This is a genomic window from Pseudomonas cimarronensis, assembly GCF_049331905.1.
In the GTDB taxonomy this organism is placed as follows: domain Bacteria; phylum Pseudomonadota; class Gammaproteobacteria; order Pseudomonadales; family Pseudomonadaceae; genus Aquipseudomonas.
Window position 1 is genome coordinate 1938627 of the sequence record NZ_CP186283.1, and the last position, 25364, is coordinate 1963990.

Annotated in this window: 23 protein-coding genes; 19 read left to right on the plus strand and 4 right to left on the minus strand. The window is 57.8% G+C overall.

Annotation, left to right across the window (positions count from 1 at the left end; all coding sequences use genetic code 11):
• The first annotated feature begins 49 nt into the window (after positions 1-49).
• Positions 50-850: a PhzF family phenazine biosynthesis protein gene (locus ACOCLD_RS09005; RefSeq protein WP_422911639.1), complete on the plus strand. Its 801-nt coding sequence runs from the start codon at positions 50-52 to the stop codon at positions 848-850.
• A gap of 1 nt (position 851) precedes the next feature.
• On the opposite strand, the gene ACOCLD_RS09010 is transcribed toward ACOCLD_RS09005, so the two are convergent.
• Both ACOCLD_RS09010 and argF read right to left on the minus strand, forming a co-directional pair.
• Positions 852-1958: an ABC transporter ATP-binding protein gene (locus ACOCLD_RS09010; protein WP_257778016.1), complete on the minus strand. Its 1107-nt coding sequence runs from the start codon at positions 1956-1958 to the stop codon at positions 852-854.
• Positions 1955-2875 (minus strand): ornithine carbamoyltransferase, encoded by a 921-nt coding sequence (gene argF, locus ACOCLD_RS09015; RefSeq protein WP_422911640.1) that lies wholly within the window; start codon positions 2873-2875, stop codon positions 1955-1957. Before argF ends, ACOCLD_RS09010 begins: the two co-directional genes overlap by 4 nt.
• 310 nt (positions 2876-3185) lie before the next feature.
• Between argF and ACOCLD_RS09020 the strand changes: the two genes are divergently transcribed.
• Positions 3186-5294 (plus strand): molybdopterin oxidoreductase family protein, encoded by a 2109-nt coding sequence (locus ACOCLD_RS09020; RefSeq protein WP_422911641.1) that lies wholly within the window; start codon positions 3186-3188, stop codon positions 5292-5294.
• A 120-nt stretch (positions 5295-5414) separates the two neighbouring features.
• Positions 5415-5741: a Grx4 family monothiol glutaredoxin gene (grxD, locus tag ACOCLD_RS09025; protein WP_257778019.1), complete on the plus strand. Its 327-nt coding sequence runs from the start codon at positions 5415-5417 to the stop codon at positions 5739-5741.
• Positions 5742-5812: 71 nt separating this feature from the next.
• Here grxD and bfr read toward each other — a convergent pair whose 3' ends face one another.
• Entirely contained in the window at positions 5813-6283 is a 471-nt protein-coding gene (gene bfr, locus ACOCLD_RS09030; RefSeq protein ID WP_090248283.1) for a bacterioferritin, read from the minus strand.
• Between the two features lie 268 nt (positions 6284-6551).
• Complete coding sequence (locus ACOCLD_RS09035) at positions 6552-6770, minus strand: bacterioferritin-associated ferredoxin (protein WP_422911642.1); 219 nt, start codon at positions 6768-6770, stop codon at positions 6552-6554.
• A gap of 416 nt (positions 6771-7186) precedes the next feature.
• Between ACOCLD_RS09035 and flgB the strand changes: the two genes are divergently transcribed.
• The 16 genes from flgB to ACOCLD_RS09115 all read left to right on the plus strand — a co-directional run bounded on the left by flgB (position 7187) and on the right by ACOCLD_RS09115 (position 25364).
• The gene (flgB, locus tag ACOCLD_RS09040; protein ID WP_422911643.1) at positions 7187-7594 is read left to right on the plus strand and encodes a flagellar basal body rod protein FlgB; all 408 of its coding nucleotides are present in this window, start codon (positions 7187-7189) and stop codon (positions 7592-7594) included.
• Between the two features lie 15 nt (positions 7595-7609).
• The gene (flgC, locus tag ACOCLD_RS09045; protein WP_233684169.1) at positions 7610-8053 is read left to right on the plus strand and encodes a flagellar basal body rod protein FlgC; all 444 of its coding nucleotides are present in this window, start codon (positions 7610-7612) and stop codon (positions 8051-8053) included.
• Between the two features lie 25 nt (positions 8054-8078).
• Complete coding sequence (gene flgD, locus ACOCLD_RS09050; protein ID WP_257778023.1) at positions 8079-8747, plus strand: flagellar hook assembly protein FlgD; 669 nt, start codon at positions 8079-8081, stop codon at positions 8745-8747.
• Between the two features lie 43 nt (positions 8748-8790).
• Positions 8791-10107, plus strand: coding sequence for a flagellar hook protein FlgE (flgE, locus tag ACOCLD_RS09055; RefSeq protein ID WP_257778024.1), 1317 nt, complete (start codon positions 8791-8793; stop codon positions 10105-10107).
• A gap of 205 nt (positions 10108-10312) precedes the next feature.
• Entirely contained in the window at positions 10313-11053 is a 741-nt protein-coding gene (locus tag ACOCLD_RS09060) for a flagellar basal body rod protein FlgF (protein WP_233684172.1), read from the plus strand.
• A gap of 46 nt (positions 11054-11099) precedes the next feature.
• Complete coding sequence (gene flgG / locus ACOCLD_RS09065) at positions 11100-11885, plus strand: flagellar basal-body rod protein FlgG (protein ID WP_257778026.1); 786 nt, start codon at positions 11100-11102, stop codon at positions 11883-11885.
• Positions 11886-12007: 122 nt separating this feature from the next.
• A complete protein-coding gene (gene flgH / locus ACOCLD_RS09070) occupies positions 12008-12727 on the plus strand; it encodes a flagellar basal body L-ring protein FlgH (protein WP_257778027.1) in 720 nt (239 codons plus the stop codon).
• 11 nt (positions 12728-12738) lie between these two features.
• Positions 12739-13842, plus strand: coding sequence for a flagellar basal body P-ring protein FlgI (locus ACOCLD_RS09075; protein WP_422911644.1), 1104 nt, complete (start codon positions 12739-12741; stop codon positions 13840-13842).
• An 11-nt stretch (positions 13843-13853) separates the two neighbouring features.
• Complete coding sequence (flgJ, locus tag ACOCLD_RS09080; RefSeq protein WP_422911645.1) at positions 13854-15026, plus strand: flagellar assembly peptidoglycan hydrolase FlgJ; 1173 nt, start codon at positions 13854-13856, stop codon at positions 15024-15026.
• A gap of 6 nt (positions 15027-15032) precedes the next feature.
• A complete protein-coding gene (flgK, locus tag ACOCLD_RS09085) occupies positions 15033-17072 on the plus strand; it encodes a flagellar hook-associated protein FlgK (RefSeq protein ID WP_392539343.1) in 2040 nt (679 codons plus the stop codon).
• Between the two features lie 41 nt (positions 17073-17113).
• Positions 17114-18793: a flagellar hook-associated protein 3 gene (locus ACOCLD_RS09090; protein WP_257778031.1), complete on the plus strand. Its 1680-nt coding sequence runs from the start codon at positions 17114-17116 to the stop codon at positions 18791-18793.
• A gap of 99 nt (positions 18794-18892) precedes the next feature.
• On the plus strand, positions 18893-21754 hold the full coding sequence (locus ACOCLD_RS09095; RefSeq protein WP_422911646.1) for a tetratricopeptide repeat protein: 2862 nt from the start codon (positions 18893-18895) through the stop codon (positions 21752-21754).
• Entirely contained in the window at positions 21751-22524 is a 774-nt protein-coding gene (gene rfbF, locus ACOCLD_RS09100; RefSeq protein ID WP_422911647.1) for a glucose-1-phosphate cytidylyltransferase, read from the plus strand. The genes ACOCLD_RS09095 and rfbF overlap by 4 nt, the downstream gene beginning before the upstream one ends.
• Positions 22506-23591 (plus strand): CDP-glucose 4,6-dehydratase, encoded by a 1086-nt coding sequence (rfbG, locus tag ACOCLD_RS09105; RefSeq protein WP_422911648.1) that lies wholly within the window; start codon positions 22506-22508, stop codon positions 23589-23591. The genes rfbF and rfbG overlap by 19 nt, the downstream gene beginning before the upstream one ends.
• Positions 23584-24144 (plus strand): dTDP-4-dehydrorhamnose 3,5-epimerase family protein, encoded by a 561-nt coding sequence (locus ACOCLD_RS09110; RefSeq protein WP_422911649.1) that lies wholly within the window; start codon positions 23584-23586, stop codon positions 24142-24144. Before rfbG ends, ACOCLD_RS09110 begins: the two co-directional genes overlap by 8 nt.
• The gene (locus ACOCLD_RS09115) at positions 24141-25364 is read left to right on the plus strand and encodes a methyltransferase domain-containing protein (protein WP_422911650.1); all 1224 of its coding nucleotides are present in this window, start codon (positions 24141-24143) and stop codon (positions 25362-25364) included. Before ACOCLD_RS09110 ends, ACOCLD_RS09115 begins: the two co-directional genes overlap by 4 nt.

Genomic DNA, 25364 nt, shown 5'->3' on the forward strand with positions numbered 1-25364 from the left:
GCTGTGCTTTCGGCATGCTGCAGCCCACGATGACTGCGGAGTGCGCCCCATGCAGCTTGAATTTCACCAGGTCGATGCCTTTGCCTCGCAACCATTTACCGGCAACCCGGCGATGGTTTATCGCCTGGACAGTTGGCTTGACGACGCGCTGATGCAGCAGATTGCCGCCGAGCACAACCTGGCGGAAACCGCTTTTGTGGTAAGGGAAGGCGCTGCATGGCATATCCGCTGGTTTACCCCGAGTGCCGAAGTGCCGTTATGTGGGCATGCCACCCTGGCCAGCGCCCATGTACTGTTCGAGGTGTATGGCGAGCCGGGTGAGGTGCTCGACTTCACCTGTTTGTCTGGTGCGTTGCGCGTGACTCGGCAGGGCACGCAGCTGCTGCTGGATTTCCCTGTGCGTCGTGCGCAGCCCTGTGAGCTGCGCGCAGAGGTTAGTCAGGCACTGGGCGTGCCAGTTGAAAGCGTGGTGGCGCTGCATGAAGGGCAGGGCATTCAGGAATTGCTGGCGATTGTGGCATCGGAAGCGGCGGTACGCGCTTGCAAGCCTGACCTGGCTTCCGTAGCGCGGTTGCCGGGGCTTGGCCTGTTGATCAGTGCGCCGGGTGAGCAGCACGATTTCGTCTCGCGCTACTTCGCCCCGGCCATCGGTATCAATGAAGACCCGGTAACCGGTTCAACCCATTGTATCCTTACGCCCTACTGGGCACAGCGTCTGGACAAGACCCGCCTGAGCGCCTTCCAGTGTTCGGCGCGCGGCGGCGAGTTGCACTGTGAGCTGGTTGGTGAGCGGGTGCAGATCGCCGGCCAGGCGCTGTTGATGGCCAGTGGCCGGTTACTGTTGCAGTAGGTCAGCTGTCACTGCTGTAGCGGCGTACGCCCGACTCCCCCAGGTTGACCTGGGCGGCGATGCTGCCGGGCGCGGCAAACACCACCAGATGGTCGGCGGCGACACGAATGCCGACCTGCTGGCCGGGCAGGTGATCGGCGTGGCTGGGGAAGATCGACTCCAGTTGGCTGCCGGTTGGCAGTTGCAGGCGGTACAGGGTGGCCGCACCGAGGAAGGTCTTGCCGACGATCAGGGCCTTTTGCGGGCTGTCCGGGTCATACACGATGTCGTCCGGACGCAGCAGCACGTCCACCGCGCTGCCGGTTGGCCAGTTATACGCGCGGTTGCCGCGGATCAGGCCCAGTTCGGTTTGCACCGAGTCCGGGCTGAGCAGCTGGCCGCGAATAAAGTAGCCCTGGCCGATAAAGCTGGCGACAAACGGCGTTAGCGGTTCGTGGTAGAGGTTGAACGGGGTGTCCCACTGCTCCAGCTTGCCTTCCTTGAACACGCCGACGTGATCGCTGACGGCAAAGGCTTCTTCCTGGTCATGGGTCACCAGAATTGCACTGGTACCACGCGCTTTGAGGATATCGCGCACCTCATGGCTCAAGCGCCGGCGCAGCTCGCCATCCAGATTGGAGAAGGGCTCATCGAGCAGCAGCAATTGTGGTTCCGGTGCCAGGGCACGGGCCAGGGCTACGCGTTGCTGTTGGCCGCCGGACAGTTCATGCGGGTAACGCTTGCCGAGGTGGCCAAGTTTGACCAGCTCCATCAGCTCCTGGGTAACCCGCTCGCAATTGGCTTGCTTGCGGATGCCGAAACCGATGTTCTCGGCCACGCTCAGGTGCGGGAACAATGCGTAATCCTGAAACACCATGCCGATCCGACGTTTCTCGGGGGCCAGGGTAAAGCCGGCTTTGGAGATGACCTGATCGGCCAGCTGGATTTCGCCTTCCAGCACCGGCTCGAAGCCGGCAATGGCGCGCAGGGTGGTGGTCTTGCCGCAGCCAGAAGGGCCGAGCAGGCAGCCGATATCGCCGGCATTCAGATGCAGATTAAGGTTCTGCACCACCTTGTGTCCGGGGTAGCCGCAGCTCAGGTCGCGCAGGTTCAGCAGAGGTTGGCTCATGCGTGGTGGTACGCCGGTTCAACCAGGAATTCGAGCAGTGCCTTTTGCACATGCAGGCGGTTTTCGGCCTGATCCCAGGCGGCCGAGCGCGGGTCGTCGAGCAGGTCTTCGCTGATTTCCTCGCCGCGGTGCGCCGGCAGGCAGTGCAGGAACAGCACATCGTCGGCGGCCGCATCGAGCAGTGCGCGGTTGACTTGGTAGGGCTGGAACAGCTTGATGCGCTGCGCGGCTTCATCTTCCTGACCCATAGAGGCCCATACATCGGTACTCACCAGGTGGGCGCCGGCAACGGCAGCGCGCGGGTCGCGCAGGATCTGCACACGCTCGCCGGCAGCCGCGAGGAATCTGGCGTTCGGCTCATAGCCCTCGGGGCAGGCAACGCGCAGCTGGAAGTCGAACTGCATGGCCGCTTCTATATAGGAGTTGCACATGTTGTTGCCGTCACCGATCCAGGCCACGGTCTTGCCTTTGATGCTGCCGCGATGCTCCTGATAGGTCTGCATGTCGGCGAGCAACTGGCAGGGATGCAGGTCATCGGACAGGCCGTTGATCACTGGCACGCGCGAGTTGGCAGCAAATTCGGTCAGGGTGCTGTGGGCGAAGGTGCGGATCATCACCGCATCAAGCATGCGCGACATGACGATGGCCGCGTCGCCAATCGGCTCGCCACGGCCCAGCTGGGTGTCACGCGGTGAGAGGAAGATGGCCTGGCCGCCGAGCTGAATCATGCCGGCTTCGAACGACAGGCGGGTGCGAGTCGAGGCTTTCTCGAAGATCATGCCCAGTACGCGATTCTTCAGCGGCTCGAACAATACGCCGCGGTTGCGCAAGTCCTTCAGCTCCATGCCGCGGCGGATCAGCCCCACCAGTTCATCCGGTGTGCAATCCATCAGCGAGAGAAAGTGTCTTGCGCTCATCATCAACTACCTTTTGACAGCAGGGCGCAGGTTCAATGGCCTGGTGAAATGCAAGAAACGGCAGAACCTGCGGCTGGGGGGCCGCACAATGCGACGAAACGGGGAAGTCGCGATCTTATAAGCAAACGCCGATCAGGCGCAAATTGCCGGCGGTTTATGGGGCTGTGGTGCAGGGGGCGAGATGCATCTATCGGCTGACCTGATGCTGCGCAATTCACGCCGCGAACCCTGCTGGTGCAGGTTCTGATCTGCCGACATAGTTCATGCTTTACGGTGCTTTGCGCGCCGAACCAAAACAAGAGGCCCGGCCATGACCAAGACCCTCCACCACCGTGCATGCCACCTGTGCGAAGCCATTTGCGGCCTGAGCATTGAAACCGAAGTGCAGGACGACGGTTCCACGCAGATCCGTTCGATCAAGGGCGATGCCCAGGACAGTTTCAGTCGCGGCCATATCTGTCCCAAAGCCGTGGCATTACAGGATATTCAGAATGATCCCGATCGCCTGCGTCAGCCGATGCGCCGCGTCGGCAATGAGTGGCAGGCCATCGACTGGAATGAAGCTTTTGAGCTGGTGGCCGAGCGCCTGAGTGCGATTCAGACCGCGCATGGGCAGAACGCCGTGGCGGTGTATCAGGGCAACCCGAGCGTACACAACTACGGCCTGATGACCCATAGCAACTACTTTCTCGGCCAGTTGAAAACCCGCAACCGCTATTCCGCGACCTCGGTCGACCAGTTGCCGCATCACCTGACCAGCCACCTGATGTACGGGCACGGTCTGCTGATCCCGATTCCGGATATTGATCACACCGACTTTATGCTGATTCTCGGCGGTAACCCGCTGGCCTCCAACGGCAGCATCATGACTGTGCCAGATGTGGAGAAGCGCCTGAAGGCTATCCAGAAACGCGGTGGCAAACTGGTGGTGGTCGACCCGCGCCGTAGTGAAACCGCCGCAATTGCTGATCAGCATGTGTTTGTCCGTCCGGGGCAGGATGCCGCGCTGCTGTTCGGCCTGCTCAATACCCTGTTTGAAGAAAACCTGGGCCGCGCCAGTCATCTGGCCGTCGATGGGCTGGATGAAGTGCGCCAGGGGATTGCCGGCTTTACTGCCGAAGCCATGAGCGCCCGCTGTGGCGTGCCGGCGCCAACGATTCGTCAGTTGGCGCGCGACTTTGCCGCGGCCGAGTCGGCTGTTTGTTATGGCCGCATGGGCGTTTCCACCCAGGCGTTTGGCACGCTGTGTCAGTGGCTGGTGCAACTGATCAACCTGGTCACCGGAAATCTGGATCGAGTGGGCGGTGTGCTGTGCACCGAGCCTGCCGTGGATCTGGTGGCCTCGACTTCCGGTGGGCATTTCAATCGTTGGCAGAGCCGCGTATCCGGCTTGCCGGAGTATGGCGGTGAGTTGCCGGTGTCGGCTCTGGCCGAGGAGATGCTCACGGCCGGCGAAGGGCAGATACGAGCACTGGTGACGGTGGCGGGCAATCCGGTGCTGTCCACGCCCAATGGCCGTCAGCTGGAGCAGGCGCTGGATGGGCTGGAGTTTATGCTCAGTATCGACTTTTACATCAATGAAACCACCCGCTATGCCGACCTGATCCTGCCGCCGACGGCGCCGCTGGAGCACGATCACTACGACACCACCTTCAATGTGTTTGCGGTGCGCAACGTCACCCGCTTTAACGAGGCAGTACTGGCCAAGCCGGAGGGGGCGCTGCATGACTGGGAGATTTTCGTCGGTCTGGCCAAAGCCTTTGCCGCCAAGACCGGCGTGGAACTCAAGCCGACCATGGCCCCGGAGCAGATGATCGACATGGGCCTGCGTTTTGGTGCTTACGGCGACAAGTCGGAACATAAGCTGTCCCTGGCCGCGTTGCGCGAGCACCCGCATGGCCTCGATCTGGGCGCACTCAAGCCCAACCTGGCTAATCGTCTGAAAACCATCAATAAACAGGTAATGGCGGCGCCGGCAGTGATCATGGCTGACCTGCAGCGTTTTGCCGAACAGCCGACTGCCAAGGCTGACGAGTTGCTGCTGATCGGTCGTCGGCATGTGCGCAGCAATAACTCCTGGATGCATAACTATCACCGTCTGGTGAAAGGCAAGCCGCGTCATCAGTTGCTGATGCACCCTGCGGATCTGAGCCAGCGTGGGCTGAGCGATGGCCAGTTGGTGCGGGTGCGCTCGCGGGTGGGGGTGATCGAGGTGGAAGTGGCAGCGAGCGATGAAATGATGGCAGGGGTGGTCAGTCTGCCGCACGGTTGGGGGCATGCGCGGCCGGGCGTGCAGATGGCGATTGCCAGCGAGCAACCAGGTGCCAGTGCCAATGACCTGACCGATGAGCGGCAGCTTGATGCTCTGTCCGGCAATGCGGCATTGAATGGTGTGCCGGTACAGGTTGAGGCTGCTTGAGCAGGTCTTATCTGGCTTGAGGAAAGTGCCTGGGAAGGCCGAGCATTGCGCTCGGCTTTTCGCTACAATGCCGCCACCGTGCCGACCCGTGAGTCGGGAAGTTAAGTCCTGAGGTGCCCAATGGATATCATCGAAACCATCAAAGAGCAGATCGCCAACAACACCGTTCTGCTGTACATGAAAGGCTCGCCGAACGCTCCGCAGTGCGGCTTTTCCTCCAAGGCTGCGCAGGTTGTGATGGCTTGTGGTGAGAAATTCGCCTACGTCGACATTCTGCAAAACCCGGAAATCCGCGCCAATCTGCCCAAATATGCCAACTGGCCAACCTTCCCGCAGCTGTGGGTCGGTGGTGAGCTGGTCGGCGGCAGCGATATCCTGGTGGAAATGTTCGAAAAAGGTGAGCTGCAAACCCTGATCAAGGACGCTGTGCAGAAAGCCGACGCTTAAGCTAAGCAGACCACATAAACAACAAACCCCGCCAAGTGCGGGGTTTGTTGTTTATGGCGTAAGCGTTTGGCTTATTCGTCCATCTGCGACTGCAGATAGTTTTGCAGGCCCACGGCCTCGATCAGGCTGAGCTGAGTTTCCAGCCAGTCGATATGGTCTTCTTCGGAGCAGAGGATTTCTTCAAGCAATTCGCGACTGGCGTAGTCGCCGATGCTTTCGCAGTAGGCAATCGCCGCTTTCAGGTCGATATGCGCCTTGTGTTCGATCTTCAGGTCGCACTCGAGCATTTCCTTGGTGTTTTCACCGATCAGGATCTTGCCGAGGTCTTGCAGATTCGGCAGGCCTTCGAGAAACAGGATGCGCTTGATCAGCTTGTCCGCGTGCTTCATCTCGTCGATGGACTCGTGATACTCGTGCTCGCCGAGTTTCTTCAGGCCCCAGTCTTCGTACATGCGCGCGTGCAGGAAGTACTGGTTGATCGCGACCAGCTCGTTACCGAGGATCTTGTTCAGATGCTGGATGACTTTCTTGTCGCCTTTCATGTCTGCGTCTGCCTTGCAAGGTGAGTTAGCTCCAAATTCTGGGCCGATGATTTTCCACTGTCAAACCTAAGTGATTGAATCCAAAGCTAAAATTAATATGAATACGAATGTTTAAGTTCTGCATCTCGGCGCTAAGGTATTGAATTAAAGCCATAAAAACACTGCGAGTGCATTTGGCCTGTGTAATAGCGGCTTGAAGGGCAGTTGAAATAAATGACGAGGCATAAAAAAACCGGACTCAAGGTCCGGTTTTTTACAGGGCTCCGAATCAGGCGGCGACGAAACTTGTCGGATAGGCGAGGGCGGCCTGGCTGCTTTGCACTTCACTGAGGGTTTCACGTACGACCTGCTTGGCCAGGCAAGCGCATTTGCCGCACTGACTGGCGACGCCAAGGGTGGCCCGTACATCACGGTAGCTGCAGCAGCCTTCGTAGATGGCTTCGCGAATCTGACCGTCAGTTACACCTTCGCAGAGACAGACGTACATGATTGAGGCTCGTGGCAGGCAGTTAAGATGCGAAAGATACTAATGTTAATGAGAATGCTTGTCAAAACTGAATGTGATTGTCTGATGAGTGGTGTGTGTCAGTCTGTTGCGATGCCAAGCGCGCAACGCTCATCTGTGCCCTGATTGTGCTTCGCAGGCCTGCTGGGCAATGCGCCTCTAGCAGGCACCTTCGCTGAGAGGCGCCTGGTCAAGGCCGGTTGCCGAGGTATGGCATGTGCTGTCTGGACATTGCCGCTTTGCTTGCCAGCAGGCGGAAAACCCTTGCCGCTTTGCCGCTAAAAGGGCTGCTGTTTTTATATAAATAATTGATTTATAGTTAAAAAATAAAATGGCACACGCCTTGCTTATGGTCTTGCACGGAAAACAGCAACGCCAACTGGCAAAGGTTTCTGACCATGAGCATCAGCTTCGATCGGGCACTCGGTATTCACGAAAAGGCACTGGGCTTTCGCGCTCAGCGTGCCGAAGTGTTGGCCAACAACATCGCCAACGCCGACACGCCGCACTACAAGGCGCGTGATCTTGAATTCGCCAGCGTGCTGGCCGAGCAGAGCGCCAAGAGCCAGCGTGGCCAGGTCAGCCTGAGCCGCACCAACAGCCAGCATATCCCGGCTGATGGCGTTGCTATTGGCGACGCCAGTCTGGCGTACCGCACGCCACTGCATCCATCTATTGATCAAAACACCGTCGACCTGCAGATCGAGCAGTCCAACTACGCCGAAAACTCGGTGCAGTTCCAGGCCAGCTTCACCTTCCTCAACAGTAAGTTCAAAGGGCTGGTCAACGCCCTGCGCGGCGAATAACAGGAGCCTGATGCCATGTCACTTGCCAGTGTTTTCAATATCGCCGGAATGGGGATGAGCGCGCAGAGCACGCGTCTGAACACCATCTCCAGCAACATTGCCAACGCCGAGACGGTTTCCTCGAGCATTGATCAGACCTACCGCGCGCGCCATCCGGTGTTTGCCACGGTGTTCCAGTCGGCGCAGGGCGGTGACCGTGGTTCGTTGTTTGCCGATCAGGACAATGCAGGGGTAGGGGTTCAGGTGCTGGGTGTGGTCGAGGACCAGAGCACCCTGATGCCGCGCTATGAGCCTAATCATCCTTCCGCTGATGAAAACGGCTACGTGTACTACCCCAACGTCAATGTGGTGGAAGAGATGGCGGACATGATTTCTGCCAGCCGGGCCTTCCAGACCAACACCGAAATGATGAACACCGCCAAGCAGATGATGCAGCGCGTGCTGACCCTCGGTCAGTAAGCCAGCGGATAAGGAGCGCAGACCTATGAGCACTGTTGGCGATGTAGCGGGTTCGGTACTGGATAAATACCAGATCAAGAACGAAACCAAGACGAACAAGGACCTCGGCAAGAATGAGTTTCTCAACCTGCTGGTGGCCCAGTTGAATAACCAGAACCCCCTGGAGCCGCAGGGCAATGGTGAGTTTATTGCCCAGCTGGCGCAGTTCAGCCAGGTGGAAGGGATCGAGAAGTTGAACACCAGCATGGGCTCGCTGCTCACCGGTTATCAGTCTTCCCAGGCATTGCAGGCCTCGTCTCTGGTCGGGCGCAAGGTCATCGTTCCAAGCGAGAAAGCAGTGGTTGATACCAGCGAAAGTTTCAAGGCCAGCCTGGTACTGCCGACCAGCAGCAGCAACGTCTACGTCAACATTTATGACAAGGCTGGCGCGGCGGTAGGGCGAGTCAACCTGGGTGAGCAGGCGGCTGGCAATGTCAGCTTTATCTGGGATGGCAAGGATGCCAGCGGCAATCTGTTGCCGCCTGGCACCTACAAATTCGAAGCACAGGCTACCTACGCCGATGGCACCAAGGGCCTCTACACCTTGCTGCCGGCCAACGTCGACAGTGTGACTCTGGGCGGCAAAGAGTTGATGTTGAACCTGGCAGGGCTCGGCAGTGTGCCGATGTCGCAAGTGCAGGTTATTGGTCAGTAACTAACAGGTTTTAACCGCCGGTTGCCCGGCAAAGGAGTCTTCCATGGGTTTCAATATCGGTCTGAGTGGTCTGCGTGCCGCGACCAGCGACCTCAATGTGACCGGCAACAACATCGCTAACGCAGGCACTGCAGGCTTCAAACAGTCGCGGGCCGAGTTTGCCGATGTGTATGCGGCCTCGGTACTGGGTACCGGGAAAAACGCGCAGGGCAGCGGGGTGCTGTTGGCTGATGTGTCACAGCTGTTCAACCAGGGCAACATCAACTACACGCAGAACGCGCTGGATCTGGCGATCAACGGCAACGGTTTCTTCCAGACCAGCAATAATGGCGATATCAGTTACACCCGTGCGGGCTACTTCGGGACTGACCGTGATGGTTTTATGGTCAACAACTTCGGTTATCGCCTGCAGGGCTATGCCGTTGATGCGGCAGGCAACCTGCAGAATGGTGTGGTCAGTGACCTGCGTATCGAGACAGCCAGCCAGGAGCCTCGGGCAACCGAGAGCCTTGAGCAGGTGTTCAACCTGAACTCGACTAATCAAGTGCCGACTACCGTACCGTTCAATCCGGCGGATCCAACAACCTACAACTCGTCGACCTCGACCAATATTTACGACTCTCAGGGTAACTCCCACGTTTTTACCCAGTATTTCCTCAAGACCGGGCCGAACACCTGGCAGATGAATGTGCTGATTGACGGGCGTAACCCGGATGACCCGACGCTGACCACGCCGTCTTCAGTGGATCTGCAGTTCACCACAGCCGGGCAGTTGGATATCCCCGCGTTGATCGCCTCGACGCCGACCGGTTTCACTGTTGACGCCAATGGCCTTATCAATCTGACCACTTGGGTGCCGGCTGCACCGGACAATTCCATCCCGCCAGTGTGGGGTGCCAACGGTGCTACTGCCAGCGCTGCCGGTGTGGCAGTTGATGTGCGCGCTTCAACGCAGTTTGCCAGCAACTTTGCGGTCAACCGCGTCAGCCAGGACGGTTACACCACTGGCCAGTTGGCGGGCCTGGAAATTGACGACACCGGGGTGATCTTCGCGCGCTACACCAACGGTCAGTCGAAGGTGCAGGGGCAGGTGATTCTGGCCAACTTTGCCAACGTGCAAGGTCTGACGCCGGTGGGCAAGACTGCCTGGGTGCAGTCCTTCGAGTCGGGTGAGCCGGTACGTGGAACTCCGCGCAGTGGCACCCTGGGTGCGCTGCAGTCCGGCGCTCTGGAGGATTCCAACGTCGAACTGTCGGACCAGCTGGTCAACCTGATCGTTGCGCAGCGTAACTATCAGGCCAACGCCAAGACCATTGAAACCGAAAGTGCGGTTACTCAGACGATCATCAACCTGCGTTGATACGGCGTCAGTAGGCAGGCGCGAGGTCTGCCGCAGGCGGCAAAACTACGCCGCCTGGCTGCGCAAAGGGCTCCATGTGGAGCCCTTTTATTTTTAAAAATTCATATATATCAATATCTTGCTTCTATTTTCCGAATGCTGGCATAGCCATTGCTTTATAGCTTGCATAGAGCAGCGGGCGGCAAGCCCAACTCGGAGAATAACCATGGACAAGATGCTGTACGTTTCCATGACTGGGGCCCACAACAACACCCTGGCTCAGCGTGCCCACGCCAACAACCTGGCGAATATTTCCACCAATGGCTTCCGCCGGGATTTTGAACAGGCCCGCTCGATGCCGATCTTTGGTGACAGTTATCCGGCGCGTGTCTATGCCATGAGTGAGCGGCCCGGGACCGACTTCACCCCGGGCTCGCTGCAGGAAACCGGACGTGATCTGGATGTAGCCGTAGGCGGCAAAGGCTGGCTGGCCGTGCAGGCCCCCGATGGCAGCGAAGCGTACGTGCGCACTGCCAGCCTGAATGTTGATGCGCTGGGTATGTTGCGTACTGGCAATGGCTTGCCGGTGATGGGCAATGCCGGGCCGATAGCGGTACCCCCGGAGCAGAAAATCGAGATCGGCAAGGACGGCACCATCAGTATCCGCGCTCTCGGTGAGGCGCCCAGCGTGCTGGCCGAAGTGGACCGCCTGAAACTGGTCAATCCGGATCTTAAGCAGATGGAGAAAGGCACTGACGGCCTGATCCGCTTCAAGGGCCAGGATCCGGTACAGGCGGATGCGACCATCGAAGTGACCTCGGGCTTCCTCGAGTCGAGCAACGTCAATGCTGTGGAAGAGATGACTGCGATCCTCTCTCTGTCCCGCCAATTCGAGTTGCAAGTGAAGATGATGCGTACCGCCGAAGACAATTCGTCGGCCATGGCGCGCGTCTTGCAGATGACCTAATTACCAGCACGCGACGCCGTTAAAACGGCGTCCGAGGAGAATCGATATGCTTCCGTCACTGTGGGTCAGCAAAACCGGTTTGTCCGCTCAGGACATGAACCTGACCACTATTTCCAACAACCTGGCCAACGTCTCGACCACCGGCTTCAAGCGTGATCGCGCCGAGTTCGAAGACCTGCTGTATCAGATCCGTCGCCAACCGGGTGGTCAGTCCAGCCAGGACAGCCAGCTGCCATCCGGTCTGCAGCTGGGTACGGGCGTGCGGGTGGTCGGTACGCAGAAGATCTTCACCCAGGGCAGCCTGCAAACCACCGAGCAGCCGCTGGATCTGGCGATCAACGGTCGCGGCTTTTTCCAGGTGCTGCTGCCCGATGGCACTGTGTCCTACAGCCGTGACGGCAGCTTTCACCTCAACTCCGATGGTCAGCTGGTGACCTCCAATGGTTACGCCCTGGAGCCGGCCATCGTGCTGCCCAACGAAGTGCGCACGTTCAACGTCGGTGAAGACGGCACCGTATCGGTGACCACCGCCGGTAACCCGCAGCCGCAAGTCGTCGGCAACCTGCAGACGGCAGACTTCATCAACCCGGCGGGGCTGGAAGCCATCGGCAACAACCTGTTCCTGGAGACCGCTTCCAGCGGTGCGCCGCAGGTCGGTACGCCGGGGCTCAATGGCCTGGGCGTCATGCTGCAGAACACCCTGGAAAACTCCAACGTCAGTGTGGTCGAGGAGCTGGTGAACATGATCACCACGCAGCGTGCCTATGAGATGAACTCCAAGGTCATCTCCACTGCGGACCAGATGCTCGGCTTTATTTCGCAGAATCTTTGATAGCTAAGGCTGCTTAGTCGCGCAGCGTCTGGCGAGCTTTGAACACGGCAAGGAATGGCTTGAACTGGCACCGGTGGCCACTGGCTGTACAGCCACCCCAGGCAACGCATGAGGTAATTGATATGAACCGGCTGATAATCATAAGTGCACTGCTTGGCCCCCTGGCTTTGAGCGGCTGCATGGCTCCTGCGCCTAAGCCGGATGATCCCTACTATGCGCCCGTGATGCCGCGTACACCGCTGCCGGCCGCGCAAAACAACGGTTCGATCTATCAGGCTGGTTTTGAGAATGGTCTGTTCAGCGACCGCAAGGCTTATCGGGTGGGCGACATCATCACCATCACCCTGAATGAGCGCACCCAGGCCAGCAAGAACACCAACAGCCAAATCAGCAAAGACAGCTCGGCTAGCCTTGGCGTGCCCAATCTGTTTGGTATGGCCGTAGCTCCGAAAAACCCGCTGGCATCGATTGGTGCCTTGGGTATGACCAACGATACCTTGAGTTTGAGTGCTGACTTCGATGCCACCCGTTCGGCCGATGGTTCCGGTCAGGCCGGACAGAGCAACAGCCTGACGGGCTCGATCACGGTGTCGGTGGCCGAAGTGATGCCTAACGGCATTCTGCTGGTACGCGGGGAAAAGTGGATGACCCTTAACACCGGTGATGAGTTGGTGCGTATTGCCGGGTTGGTGCGCGCGGATGACATCGCCACCGACAATACCGTGTCCTCGACCCGGATTGCCGATGCGCGCATCACCTACTCAGGCACCGGCGCATTCGCCGATGCAGCCCAGCCGGGTTGGATGAGTCGTTTCTTTGTCAGCCCAATGTGGCCGTTCTGAGGATGGCCACGATGAAACTATTCTCGTACTTGCTGGCTCTTGCTGTTTCGCTGCTGGCAACGACTGCTCAGGCCGAGCGCCTTAAGGACCTGGCCAGCATCCAGGGCGTGCGCAGTAACCAGCTGATCGGTTACGGCCTGGTCGTCGGCCTCAATGGCAGTGGTGACCAGACCACCCAGACGCCCTTCACCGTGCAGACCTTCAACAACATGATGGCGCAGTTCGGCATCAAGGTGCCGCAGGGCGGCAACGTGCAGCTGAAAAACGTCGCGGCGGTTTCGGTGCATGCCGATCTGCCGGCTTTTGCCAAGCCAGGGCAGACCATCGACATCACCATTTCCTCTATTGGTAACGCCAAGAGTCTGCGGGGCGGCAGCCTGCTGATGACCCCGCTCAAGGGCATCGACGGTAACGTCTACGCGATTGCCCAGGGCAACCTGGTGGTCGGCGGTTTCGATGCCGGCGGCGCCGACGGTTCGCGGATTACCGTCAACGTGCCGTCAGCCGGACGTATTCCCGGTGGTGCGACCGTGGAGCGGCCGGTGCCGAGCGGTTTCGATCAGGGCAACAGTCTGACCCTCAACCTCAATCGTCCGGACTTCACCACTGCCAAGAACATTGTTGATCACATCAACGAGCTGCTGGGACCCGGCGTGGCCCAGGCCATCGATGGTGGTTCGATCCGCGTCAGTGCGCCACTGGACCCCAATCAGCGCGTGGATTACCTGTCGATTCTGGAAAACCTTGAAGTCGATGTGGGCCAGGCCGTAGCCAAGGTCATCATCAATTCGCGCACCGGCACCATTGTGATTGGCCAGAACGTCAAGGTACAGCCGGCGGCGGTGACCCACGGTAGCCTGACTGTGACCATTACCGAAGACCCTATTGTCAGTCAGCCGGATGCCTTGTCCGGTGGCCAGACGGCGGTGGTGCCACGCTCGAAGGTCAATGCCGAGGAAGAAGCCAAACCGATGTTCAAGTTCGGTCCGGGGACCACGCTGGATGAAATCGTCCGCGCGGTGAATCAGGTAGGCGCATCGCCTTCCGACCTTATGGCTATCCTGGAGGCGCTGAAACAAGCTGGCGCGCTGCAGGCTGACTTGATCGTGATTTAGGAGCACGTGCTATGGACTCTCGTCTTTCAGCCGGCTTGCTCGGCGGTACTTCTACCCTCGACAGTGGCGCCTTCACGGACCTCAATCGCCTTAACCAGTTCAAGGTCGGTGGCGACAGCGAAAAGAACATCAAGAAGGTGGCTCAGGAGTTCGAGTCGCTGTTTCTCAATGAAATGCTCAAGGCCATGCGCTCGGCCAACGAAGTGTTCTCGGAAGGCAACTTCCTGAACAGTAACGAGAGCAAGACCTATCAGGATATGCATGACCAGCAGTTGTCGGTGACGTTGGCCAATCACCAGAACGGTATTGGCCTGGCCGATGTGCTGGTGCGGCAGATGTCGAAACTCAAAAGCGGCACGGAGCGCCCGAATCCATTTGCCCAGGTCAATGAGTCGGTGCCGAGTGCGCCGAGCAAGCCGTTGGCCAAGATCGACAGTGGCCGTGATGACACGTCACTGATCAACCAACGTCGTCTGGCCCTGCCTGGCAAACTGACTGATCGCTTGCTGGCCGGCATCGTGCCTTCGGCCAGTGCTGCCGACGGTCAGCCGCTGGCGCAGAACGACTGGATCCCGGCCAAGGCCTTTGCAGCGCCTGCTGATACGGCCCTGGGGCTCAACGGTACCGACGCCATCACTGGGCGGCGGATTGCCCAGCCACCGTTGGCACCGGGCAAGGCCGCTTTTGGCTCCAAGGATGAGTTTATTGCCGCCATGCTGCCGATGGCCGAGAAGGCCGCCGACAAGATTGGTGTTGATCCTCGTTATCTGGTGGCCCAGGCCGCACTGGAAACGGGGTGGGGCAAGTCGATCATTCGTCAGCAGGACGGCAGCAGCAGCCATAACCTGTTCGGTATCAAGACCCACAACAGCTGGGACGGTGAATCGGCGCGGGTGTTGACCACCGAGTTCAAGGGTGGCAAGGCGGTCAAGGAGGCGGCGTCTTTCCGCGCTTACGAGTCCTATGCACACAGCTTTGAAGATTACGTGAGTTTCCTGCAAGGCAACGGCCGTTACGAAAAAGCTCTGGCTGTGACAGACAAGCCTGAGCAGTTCGCCCGCGAACTGCAGAAAGCCGGTTATGCCACCGATCCGCAATACGCCCGCAAGATCGCGCAGATTGCGCGGCAGATGCAGACCTATCAAACAGTAGCGGCAGTCAGTACGCCGTCCAGCAACGGATGATGAACCATGGCTGACCTACTCAATATTGGCCTATCCGGATTGGCTGCGAACAAAACCTCGCTGGCAGTCACCGGGCATAACATCACCAACGTCAATACTCCGGGTTTCACACGCCAGGAGACTATCCAGTCCACGCGTGTTCCGCAGTTCAGCGGGGCCGGCTATATCGGCTCGGGCACCACGCTGGTTGATGTGCGGCGCATCTATAACGAGTTTCTCAACACCCAGGTGCGCAGTAGTACGGCGCTCAACAGTGATGTGCAGTCCTATCTGGGGCAGATCAACCAGCTCGACTCCTTGCTGGCGGGCAGTACCACAGGGATCAACCCTGGCTTGCAAAAGGTCTTTGCGGCCCTGCAAACGGCTGCCGAGGATCCGGCCAATATTCCGGCCCGGCAACTGGCGTTGTCCGAAGCCGAGGGTTTAGCCAAGCGCTTCAACACAGTCTATGACCGTCTGTACGAGCAGAACGCCTTTATCAACAAGCAGCTGTCTGCGGTCACCGACCAGGTCAATCAATTGGCCACCTCGATTGCCGGTTACAACGACGCCATTGCCGTGGCTGCGTCCAATGGCAAGCAGCCCAATGACCTGCTGGATGCCCGTGAAGAGGCCGTGCGTAAACTGTCGACCTTTATCGGCGTTACCGTGGTGGCGCAGGACGACAGCAGTTACAACCTGTTTATTGGATCTGGACAGCCGCTGGTGGTCGGTAACAAGGCTGCGCGTCTTGAGGTGGTGCCAGGCTTGTCCGACCCGCTGCGCAGCGAAGTGCAGTTTGTCAGCGGCAACTCGCGGCAAGGTATTACCTCGCTGATCACCGGTGGCGAGATGGGCGGTTTGATTCGCTACCGCGAAGACGTGCTGGATACCACGCTCAACGCCGTCGGGCGTCTGGCGCTGTCGGTGACCGATCAGGTCAATCGCCAGCTGGGGCAGGGGCTGGACCTCAATGGCCAGTTTGGCAACGGTTTGTTCCGTGATCTCAATGATCCGCTGCTGATTGGTCAGCGTAGCCTGGCGCGGGTGGGCAACAGCGACACTACGGCCAATCTCAATGTGCTGATCGAAGACACCACCCAGCTGACCACCAGTGATTATGAAGTGGAGTTCACCAACGCCACGGATTACACCGTGCGGCGCGTCAGTGACGGCACCAGCTTCGGTCCGTTCGACATTACGGCTTTGCCGGCCGCCGAATTTGATGGGGTATCGCTGAATGTAGCCAGCGGCACCTTCGCCGCAGGTGATCGCTTCCGCATCATGCCCACCCGCAACGCCGGTCAGGACATCCGCGCCGATATGAAACGGCCGGAAGAGCTGGCTTTTGCTGCGCCACTGAAATCACAGACCAGCCCAGCCAATATCGGTACAGGGGTGATTACCCAGCCGACCCTGATAACCGAAATCGACATCTACGATCCCGTAGCTCAGACCGACCTGGAAACCAGCCTGCGCAATGCGCCGCCGCTGCGTATTGTGATGGGCGCAGGTGGTGGTGCGACCCAGGGCTATGACGTGGTTGATATCAACGGTAACGTCATCGACACCGGGGTGATCGTGCCGGGTCAGAACAACAAACTGACCATTACCGTTCCTGCCACAGCGGGCCCACCCGCAGTGCCAGTGCCGTTCGATTACGAGGTGACCATCAGTGGTAGGCCGCAGGCGGGTGACAACTTCTCGGTGTCCTTCAACACCAACGGTGTTTCGGATAACCGCAATGCCCTGAAACTGATCGACCTGCAGAACCGCGCCACCATAGGCATCAACCCCCTGGCCCCGGCGACCACAGGCTCAAGCTTTACCGATGCCTATGGCGATCTGGTGGAACGGGTCGGCACCCTGACCAGTCAGGCACGGGTCGATGGTGAGGCTACTGGGTCTATTCTCAAGCAGGCGACCGATAACCGTGATTCGGTGTCGGCAGTCAACCTTGATGAGGAAGCGGCCAAACTCATTCAGTTCGAGCAGTACTACCAGGCCTCGGCGCAGATCATTCAAGTTGCCCGTAACCTGTTCGATACACTGATTAATACGTTCTGATGCACCTTGTGCGGTGCTGAGAGAACCTTGAGGTTAGCTTTATGGTCATGCGCATTTCCTCGATCCAAGCGTTCAACAACGGTGTCGGTGGTCTCGGACGCAATTATTCCAATGTGATCCGCACTCAGGAACAGATCAGCAGCGGTAACCGTATCCTGACTCCGGCCGATGATCCTGTGGCTTCGGTGCGCCTGCTGCAACTCGAACAGCAGCAGGCTGTACTGGGGCAGTACAAGGAAAACCTCACCGCCGCCAAGAACAGCCTGACCCAGGAGGAAACTACCATTACTTCCGTCGTCAATGTGCTGCAGCGCATTCGCGAACTGGCAGTGCAGGCCGGCGGTGGCGCATTGTCGGCGGAGGATCGCAAGTCGATTGCCAAGGAGCTGAGCGAACGTGAAGACGAGCTGCTCAATCTGATGAACAGCCGCAACGCCCGTGGCGAATACCTGTTCAGCGGTTTTCTCGGCAAAACCGAGCCGTTTCTGCGCAACCCCGATGGCACCTACTCTTATCAGGGCGACGAAGGGCAGCGCAGCCTGCAGGTCGCGGGCTCCAGCAGTGTGGCAATCAACGACAACGGCAAACGCTTGTTTGAGGATGTCAGTAACGCCAACCGCATTCTGAATACCCTGGGCGTCAATAACCCGGCATTGCCGACCCCGCCGCTGCCGGCGACTACCATTCCCGGCATACCGGCGGCAGATCAGCGGGTGTTTATTTCTCCGGGCTTGGTGCAGGACAACCAGGCCTTCAACAGCGATTTCCGTTCAGGCGAGCCGTATTCGTTGGCCTTTGTCAGCGGTAAAGAGTTTCGCATCTATGACAGCGCTGGCGCCGACGTGACCTCGGAGATTCCGGGCGGTGGCCAGATCGATCCACTGGTCAGTGGTGGCAATACCATCAACTTCCGCGGTATGCGTTTTCAGTTGGATGTGGTGCTGCAGCCTGGTGATAACGAGCTGGATCTCGACAATCTGCTGGCGGACACCGCCACTGCAGGTGCGCCGGGTATCAATACCCACAGCTTTACCCTGCGTTCGGCCCCGACCGACTTTGCCGTCAATCGCTCCTCGACCAACACCTCGACCGCAATCGTGGCGCCGGCTGGTATCAGTAACCAGGCCACATTTGACAGCCAGTTCCCGACGTCGGGGGTGGTGCTGCGTTTTACCGATGACACCAACTACGAGGTCTATTCCCAGCCAGTTGGTCCGGGCAGTCCTGTATTGGCCACCGGTACGGTAGTCGGGCCTTATCCGGCGACCTTCAGCGTATTTGGTGCCGATTTCACCTTGTCAGCCCCGGCAGCGGTTGCCGGCGGCGACGAGTTCGGCCTGCAGCCACAGTTTCAGGAGCAGCGCAGCATTCTCAACACCATCAGTCGCTTGCGCCAGGCGCTGGAGTCCTCCCCGACATCCCCAGCCGGTAACCTCGGTGTACGTAACGAAGTGGCGATTGCCTTGACCAACCTGGATAACGGGATGGGCAAGGTGTTGGAAGTGCAGACGGAAATTGGTGCGCGCCTGAACCTGATCGAAACCACCGAGATCGATAACGAGGATGTCACCTTGGTCAACAAGTCGGTGCAAGCCGATTTGCGTGAACTGGATTACGCCGAAGCGCTTTCGCGCCTGTCATTTCAGACCATCGTTCTTGAGGCTGCGCAGCAGAGTTATGTGAAGATCGCTGGATTAAATCTGTTCAATCAGCTGCGCTGAGTTGCTCGCCTGAACGAGGCGCTACTCTTGTACGTTAAGTGCAAGCAGTGTTTGTCTATGCACTGGCTTGAATATTGCTGTTTGCTGTAAAAGCACTGTATGCAGCGGATTTTTGACGGGGACGGCATGGACTCAAATGCGCAATGGTTAGTCAACTTTTTCAGGGCTCAAGCCAAGTTGGGTTTTGAAGAAGGTGATTACACTCGTACACGTAACAGCTGTGAAATTGTGTTGGGGCAAGCCAATGAGGATATCTCGACCTGGCGTTTGTTAGGGGATGCCGCTCTGGCATCAAAAGACAGCGCTACGGCTCGCCGCTGTTATGAACGACTACATGAGTTATGTCCCAAGGACGCTGAAATTGCAGTCAGCCTAGGCAAAGCCTACGTGCAACTTGGGGCCTGGGACGCTGCCGCATTGACCTTTCGCCAGGCACTAAAACTTGAGCCACAGAACTCTGTGGCGGAGCAAATGTTGACAATGGTCGAGCATATGCGCCAGGCGTTGACTGTGTTGGTTGAAAGTGGCATTACGACCGAGCCGGGACGCAACGATGAATGTCCTTGCGGCAGTGGTCGAAAGTACAAGAAGTGCTGCTTGGACAAGTCCACAGGTATGGCATTGCTGGAAGCATTACATCAAGCCATGGCTTCCGAGCAATGGCAGCAAGCGCTAAGCCTGATTCGCGATATCAGTCCGAAAACACTGGAAGTTCGCCGCGCCGAAGCTATTGCCAGCTACCGTCTTGGTCAGCGCAGCCATTCCAGGCCGCTACTGACTGCCTTGTTCAAAGAATTGCCGGATGACGCCGAGGTTGTTGCGGCTTTAGCGGATGTTGAACTGGATGGCAAGGACTTGCCAAGGGTTGAGCAGCTAGCGATGCGTGCATTAGCTTTAGAGCCACAGAACCGCATTGCCTGGCTGGTGTTGTGCGCGTTTCATGCACGTATGGGGCGTGAGCAGGACGCTGAGCAGGGGTTGCGTACTGTCGTCGAGTTTGCGCCTGATTGCCGTATGGCTTGGGAACGCCTAGGTAGTTTTTTGCGTAAGCAAAGACGCTGGGATGAAGAATTAAGCGCAATGCGTGAATGGGTTGAACGTTGTCCTGAAAATCATGAGGCTTGGTTTCAAGTCGGTTTTGTAATAATTACATTGGGGGGCGATCCTCAAGAAGCTGCTCAGTATTTTTCAAGTGCCATACAAATAAAAAGCGATTTTCACGAGGCATATTGTTGGTTAGGGCAGTGCTATTCGGACCTAGGGGAGGCCGATAAAGCGGTTCATAGTTTGTTGGTGGGGCTGAATATTAAGCCGGACTATGACTTGGGTTGGATATTGCTCGGGGGGGTATACCAAAAAACCGGTCGGCAGCGAGAGTCTGAAGGCTGTCAGATGCGTGCAATTGCAATAAATCCTAATAACGGGTTTGCATGGAATAATTTGGCAACTACTTATCTTGATGCTAATGAGTTTTTGGAGGCTGAACAAGTTATACGCGTTGCCTTGAGGCTTGCGCCTGATTTTGCTGCGCTGTGGAATAACTTAGGGATAATATTGTCGAGCATGCAGCGAATTAAAGAGGCTAAAGAGTGCTTCGAAAAAGTTTTTGAAATTGATCCTGGGTTTCGTGAGGTGTATATAAATTTAGCCGGTACTGAGGCTAATTATGGTAACTTGGGCGTTGCGATAGAGCATTTGCGTGGCGTTCTAGATTATTCGGAGTTGGCGCGATCCAATATATTGTTCATGGCTAATTATCATGCTGATTTTAGCATAGAACAAATATTTGATATATATGTAGATGTTGGTAATAGATTTTACCCGAAGCGAAAATTTTTTTCCTATGATAATTTTTGTGATGGCAATAGAAAGTTGCGGATTGGCTATGTTTCGCCTGATTTTCGTCAGCATGTATGTAGTACTTTCATAGAGCCGTTGCTGGCGAATCATTCTCGAGAGAAATTTGAGATATTTGCATATTCCTCGGTACGTAGTGAGGATTCTGTAACTGAGCGCTATAAGGGCTATGTTGATTTTTGGCGGCCTTGTGTAGGGGTGAGTGATTTAAAGGTTGCAGAGATTATTCGTCAAGATCGCATAGATATACTTGTTGATCTCGCGGGGCATACTGCCAATAATCGACTGGCCGTATTCGCACTTAAGCCTGCGCCTGTTCAAGTTTCTTGGTGGATTGGATTTGCCTATACCACAGGTCTTGAGGCGGTTGATTATTTTCTTAGTGATGAGGAAATGCTTCCTCTAGGCTGTGAGAGTGTTTTTTCCGAGAAGCCTTGGCGAATGCCAAGCCCAGCAGTTGCATACCCGCTACGCTCTGATCTTCCCGACGTTAATGAGTTACCTGCGTTAAAGAATGGATTTATAACATTTGGTACTTTGACGCGGCCGATTCGGCTTAATCATAGGGTGATTCGCTGTTGGGCTGAACTGTTGAAGCGTGTGCCTAATTCTAAACTCATGTTGAACGCTCAAGCCTTTCTGGACCTTGAGTTGTCAGATCACTTCGCAGGGCTATTTGCAGCTCATGGGATTTCTCGTGATCGACTTGATATTGGCTGCACCTCTCCGCCTTGGCCTGTGCTGGCTAGCATGGATATTGCTCTCGATTGCTTTCCCCACAACTCAGGCACCACGCTTTATGAAAGTCTTTGGATGGGCTTGCCTTATGTAACTTTGCGTGATCGTCCCTCCATGGGGCGTGTTGGTTCGTTGATCCTGCGTGGTTTGGGGCGCAGCGAGTGGATTGCCGACACTGAGGCTGAATACATTGACAAGTTGGTCGATCTAGCTAGTGATGTTGAGCGCCTTAAGAAGATCCGCGCAGGATTGCGCGAGGAGATGCGTGCATCACCGCTTTGCGATGCTGTGTCCTTTGCAGCACGAGTCGAGAAGGCTTATGAGGGGATGTGGCAATGTTACTGCGAAGAAGGAGAACATCAATGAAGGCGATAATTCTAGCTGGTGGCCTTGGAACGCGAATTAGCGAGGAATCGCACCTCAAGCCCAAGCCAATGATTGAAGTCGGCGGTAAGCCGATTCTCTGGCACATCATGAAGCAGTACTCGGCTCATGGTATCCATGACTTCGTTATCTGCCTGGGCTACAAGGGCTATGCGATCAAGGATTTCTTCGCTAACTACTTCCTGCATACCTCCGATGTCACCTTTGATATGCGCAACAACAAGATGGAAGTCCACCAGAACTACAGCGAGCCCTGGCGTGTGACTCTGGTCGACACTGGCGAAGACACCATGACTGGTGGTCGTCTGAAGAGTGCCGGGCGCTATCTGGATGAAGATGAAGCGTTCTGCTTCACCTATGGCGACGGTGTTTCCGACCTAGATATCAGCGCCTTGGTGGCCTTCCACAAGGCCCACGGTAAATATGCCACTGTGACTGCGGTGCAGCCGCCTGGTCGCTATGGCGCGCTGGAGCGCGTTGGTGATCAGGTCAAAGGTTTTATCGAAAAACCCCGTGGCGATGGTGGTTGGATTAATGGTGGCTTTTTTGTGCTGTCGCCCAAAGTGCTGCCCTATATCGATAGCGTTGATACCTCCTGGGAGGCTGAGCCGTTGACCCAACTGGCCACTGACGGCCAGTTGATGGCCTTCCAGCATCAGGGCTTCTGGCACCCCATGGATACCCTGCGCGACAAGAACTACCTCGAGCAACTGTGGTTGAGTGGGGAGGCCCCTTGGAAGCAGTGGAGCTGAGCCCCGCATTCTGGTGCGGCAAGCGGGTACTGCTCACCGGGCATACCGGCTTCAAAGGTGGCTGGTTGACGCTTTGGCTGCAGAACTGGGGCGCTCAGGTCAGCGGTTTTGCGCTACAGCCCTCGACCTCGCTTTGTCTGTACGAGTTGGCGCGGGTTGGGGAGGGTATCGACAGTCATATCGGTGACTTGCGCGACCTGGCCACCCTGCAGAAGGTCATGGCCGCGGTCAAACCGGAAATCGTTCTGCATCTGGCCGCTCAGCCGCTGGTCCGTGAGGGCTACCGGGATCCGCTGGGTACCTATGCCAGCAATGTCATGGGTACGCTACATCTGCTTGAGGCCATGCGCCAGACGGGCGGGGTCAGGGCCTGTGTGGTGGTCACCACCGACAAGGTCTACGCCAATAACGAATGGTCGTGGCCATATCGCGAGAACGAAGCGCTCGGCGGCCATGACCCCTACAGCAGCAGCAAGGCTTGTTGCGAGCTGCTGGCGCAGTCATTTGCTTCTTCTTACTTCCCTGCTGCGCGCTATGCCGAACACGGCTTGGCCATGGCCACGGCGCGCGCCGGCAATGTGTTGGGCGGTGGCGACTTCGCCCCCGAGCGTCTGGTGCCCGATATTCTGGCGGCCTGGATGCGTGGTGAGCCGGTGACCTTGCGTTACCCGCAGGCCGTGCGCCCCTGGCAGCATGCCCTGGAGCCGCTGGCCGGTTACCTGCAATTGGCCCAGGGTTTGTACGAGCAGGGCTGCGCGTTTGCCGGAGCCTGGAATTTCGGCCCGAGCGATAACGACATGTGCACGGTCGGTGAGGTGGTCGAGCGTTTGGCGCAGCGCTGGCCGCAAGCGCCTGGCCTGCTGATCGAGCCCAGTGAATTGCATGAGGCGGGCTTGTTGCGTCTGGACAGCAGCCGTGCCCGCCAACTGCTGGGCTGGAGGCCGCGCTGGTCGCTGGATAACTGCCTGCAGCAGACCCTGGATTGGCACCAGGCCTGGCAGCGTGGTGAGGATATGCGCGCCTTGACCCTGGCGCAGCTAGCCGCCTACAGGGGGCCGCATGAGTGAGCTGAGTCTGCGGGCGCTGCCGCTGGCGGGTCTATTCAGCCTGCAGCACAAGGTGCATGAAGACGAGCGTGGCCGTTTTGCTCGGCTGTTCTGTCAGGGCAGCCTGACTGCATTCGGCCAGCCGCTGCAGATTCGCCAGATCAACCATTCCCGGACCTCCCAGCGTGGCAGCGTGCGTGGCCTGCACTTTCAGTATCCGCCGCATGCCGAAACCAAGCTGATTACCTGCCTGCGCGGCGCAGTGTGGGATGTCGCAGTGGATCTACGCCGCGGTTCTGCGACCTTTCTGCATTGGCATGCCGAACGCCTGGAGGCCGGTGATGGCCGCAGCCTGTTGCTGCCACCAGGTTTTGCCCATGGTTTTCAGGCGCTGAGTGACGATGCCGAGTTGCTCTACCTGCACAGTGCGGATTACAGCCCCGAACATGAGGGTGGTTTATTCCCCGCGGACGAGCGTCTGGCGATCACCTGGCCATTGCCTGTCAGTAATCTTTCCGCCCGGGACGCGGCGCATCCGCCGCTGGCCACTAATTTTCAGGGAGTCGAGTTATGAAGTGCCGAGGTTGTGGTGCCGGCCTGCATGTGCCGCTGATAGACCTGGGTACTGCGCCGCCGTCCAATGCCTACCTGCGTGCCGATCAGCTCGATCAGGCCGAGCAGTGGGTGCCGTTGCGGGTACAGGTGTGTGACAGCTGCTGGTTGGTGCAGACCGAGGATTACCGCTCGGCCGATAGCCTGTTCGATGCCGACTATGCCTATTTCAGCTCTTACTCCAGCAGCTGGCTGGAGCACGCTCAGCGCTACGTCGCGCAGATGGTTGAGCGTTTTGGCTTGAATGCCCAGAGCCGGGTGGTTGAAATCGCTGCCAATGACGGCTACCTGCTGCAGTACGTGGCGCAGCGCGGTATTCCCTGCCTGGGCGTCGAGCCGACTGCCAGCACCGCGCGTGCGGCACGGGAAAAGGGCTTGCAGATTCGTGAGCTGTTCTTTGGCGAGGCTACGGCTGCAGCCCTGGCAGCAGAGGGCTGGCGTGCCGACCTGATGGCGGCCAACAACGTGCTGGCCCATGTGCCGGACATCAATGATTTCCTCAAGGGCTTTGCCACATTGTTGAAGCCGACCGGTGTGGCCACCTTCGAGTTTCCCCATCTGCTGCGGCTGATGGCTGAGCAGCAGTTCGACACCCTGTACCACGAGCATTACTCCTACCTGTCGCTGACGGCCGTGCAGAACCTGTGCGCGCGCAATGGTCTGCAAATCTTCGATGTTGAAGAGTTGCCGACCCATGGCGGTTCGTTGCGGGTCTATACGCAGCGCATCGACGGTGGGCGTGAAGCCTCAAACGCAGTGGCTGAATTACTGGTGCGAGAAGAGCAGGCCGGGGTCAAAACTGTCGCCTTCTATTCAACCCTGGCACCCGCTGCCGAACGCATCAAACACGAGTTGCTGCGTTTTCTGCTGCAGGCCAAAGCTGAAGGCAAAACGGTTGCGGCTTATGGCGCAGCGGCAAAGGGCAATACGCTGCTCAACTATGCCGGCATACGTGGTGATCTCCTGGCTTTGGTGGCCGATGCCAATCCGCACAAGCAGGGCAAGTTTCTCCCTGGGAGCCGCATACCGGTGGTTGATCCAGCGTGTATTGCTGCCGAGAAGCCCGACTATTTATTGGTGCTGCCATGGAATTTGTTACACGAAATCCGGCAGCAGCAGGCGCAGATCAAAACCTGGGGTGGTCAGTTTGTCGTGGCCGTGCCGCACTTAGGGTTCAGCTGA

Excerpts from the sequence above, each read along its gene's own strand:
- ACOCLD_RS09005 (WP_422911639.1), top strand. The coding sequence starts at position 50 with ATGCAGCTTGAATTTCACCAGGTCGATGCCTTTGCCTCGCAACCATTT.
- ACOCLD_RS09010 (WP_257778016.1), bottom strand. The coding sequence starts at position 1,958 with ATGAGCCAACCTCTGCTGAACCTGCGCGACCTGAGCTGCGGCTACCCC.
- argF (WP_422911640.1), bottom strand. The coding sequence starts at position 2,875 with ATGAGCGCAAGACACTTTCTCTCGCTGATGGATTGCACACCGGATGAA.
- ACOCLD_RS09020 (WP_422911641.1), top strand. The coding sequence starts at position 3,186 with ATGACCAAGACCCTCCACCACCGTGCATGCCACCTGTGCGAAGCCATT.
- grxD (WP_257778019.1), top strand. The coding sequence starts at position 5,415 with ATGGATATCATCGAAACCATCAAAGAGCAGATCGCCAACAACACCGTT.
- bfr (WP_090248283.1), bottom strand. The coding sequence starts at position 6,283 with ATGAAAGGCGACAAGAAAGTCATCCAGCATCTGAACAAGATCCTCGGT.
- ACOCLD_RS09035 (WP_422911642.1), bottom strand. The coding sequence starts at position 6,770 with ATGTACGTCTGTCTCTGCGAAGGTGTAACTGACGGTCAGATTCGCGAA.
- flgB (WP_422911643.1), top strand. The coding sequence starts at position 7,187 with ATGAGCATCAGCTTCGATCGGGCACTCGGTATTCACGAAAAGGCACTG.
- flgC (WP_233684169.1), top strand. The coding sequence starts at position 7,610 with ATGTCACTTGCCAGTGTTTTCAATATCGCCGGAATGGGGATGAGCGCG.
- flgD (WP_257778023.1), top strand. The coding sequence starts at position 8,079 with ATGAGCACTGTTGGCGATGTAGCGGGTTCGGTACTGGATAAATACCAG.
- flgE (WP_257778024.1), top strand. The coding sequence starts at position 8,791 with ATGGGTTTCAATATCGGTCTGAGTGGTCTGCGTGCCGCGACCAGCGAC.
- ACOCLD_RS09060 (WP_233684172.1), top strand. The coding sequence starts at position 10,313 with ATGGACAAGATGCTGTACGTTTCCATGACTGGGGCCCACAACAACACC.
- flgG (WP_257778026.1), top strand. The coding sequence starts at position 11,100 with ATGCTTCCGTCACTGTGGGTCAGCAAAACCGGTTTGTCCGCTCAGGAC.
- flgH (WP_257778027.1), top strand. The coding sequence starts at position 12,008 with ATGAACCGGCTGATAATCATAAGTGCACTGCTTGGCCCCCTGGCTTTG.
- ACOCLD_RS09075 (WP_422911644.1), top strand. The coding sequence starts at position 12,739 with ATGAAACTATTCTCGTACTTGCTGGCTCTTGCTGTTTCGCTGCTGGCA.
- flgJ (WP_422911645.1), top strand. The coding sequence starts at position 13,854 with ATGGACTCTCGTCTTTCAGCCGGCTTGCTCGGCGGTACTTCTACCCTC.
- flgK (WP_392539343.1), top strand. The coding sequence starts at position 15,033 with ATGGCTGACCTACTCAATATTGGCCTATCCGGATTGGCTGCGAACAAA.
- ACOCLD_RS09090 (WP_257778031.1), top strand. The coding sequence starts at position 17,114 with ATGGTCATGCGCATTTCCTCGATCCAAGCGTTCAACAACGGTGTCGGT.
- ACOCLD_RS09095 (WP_422911646.1), top strand. The coding sequence starts at position 18,893 with ATGCAGCGGATTTTTGACGGGGACGGCATGGACTCAAATGCGCAATGG.
- rfbF (WP_422911647.1), top strand. The coding sequence starts at position 21,751 with ATGAAGGCGATAATTCTAGCTGGTGGCCTTGGAACGCGAATTAGCGAG.
- ACOCLD_RS09110 (WP_422911649.1), top strand. The coding sequence starts at position 23,584 with ATGAGTGAGCTGAGTCTGCGGGCGCTGCCGCTGGCGGGTCTATTCAGC.
- ACOCLD_RS09115 (WP_422911650.1), top strand. The coding sequence starts at position 24,141 with ATGAAGTGCCGAGGTTGTGGTGCCGGCCTGCATGTGCCGCTGATAGAC.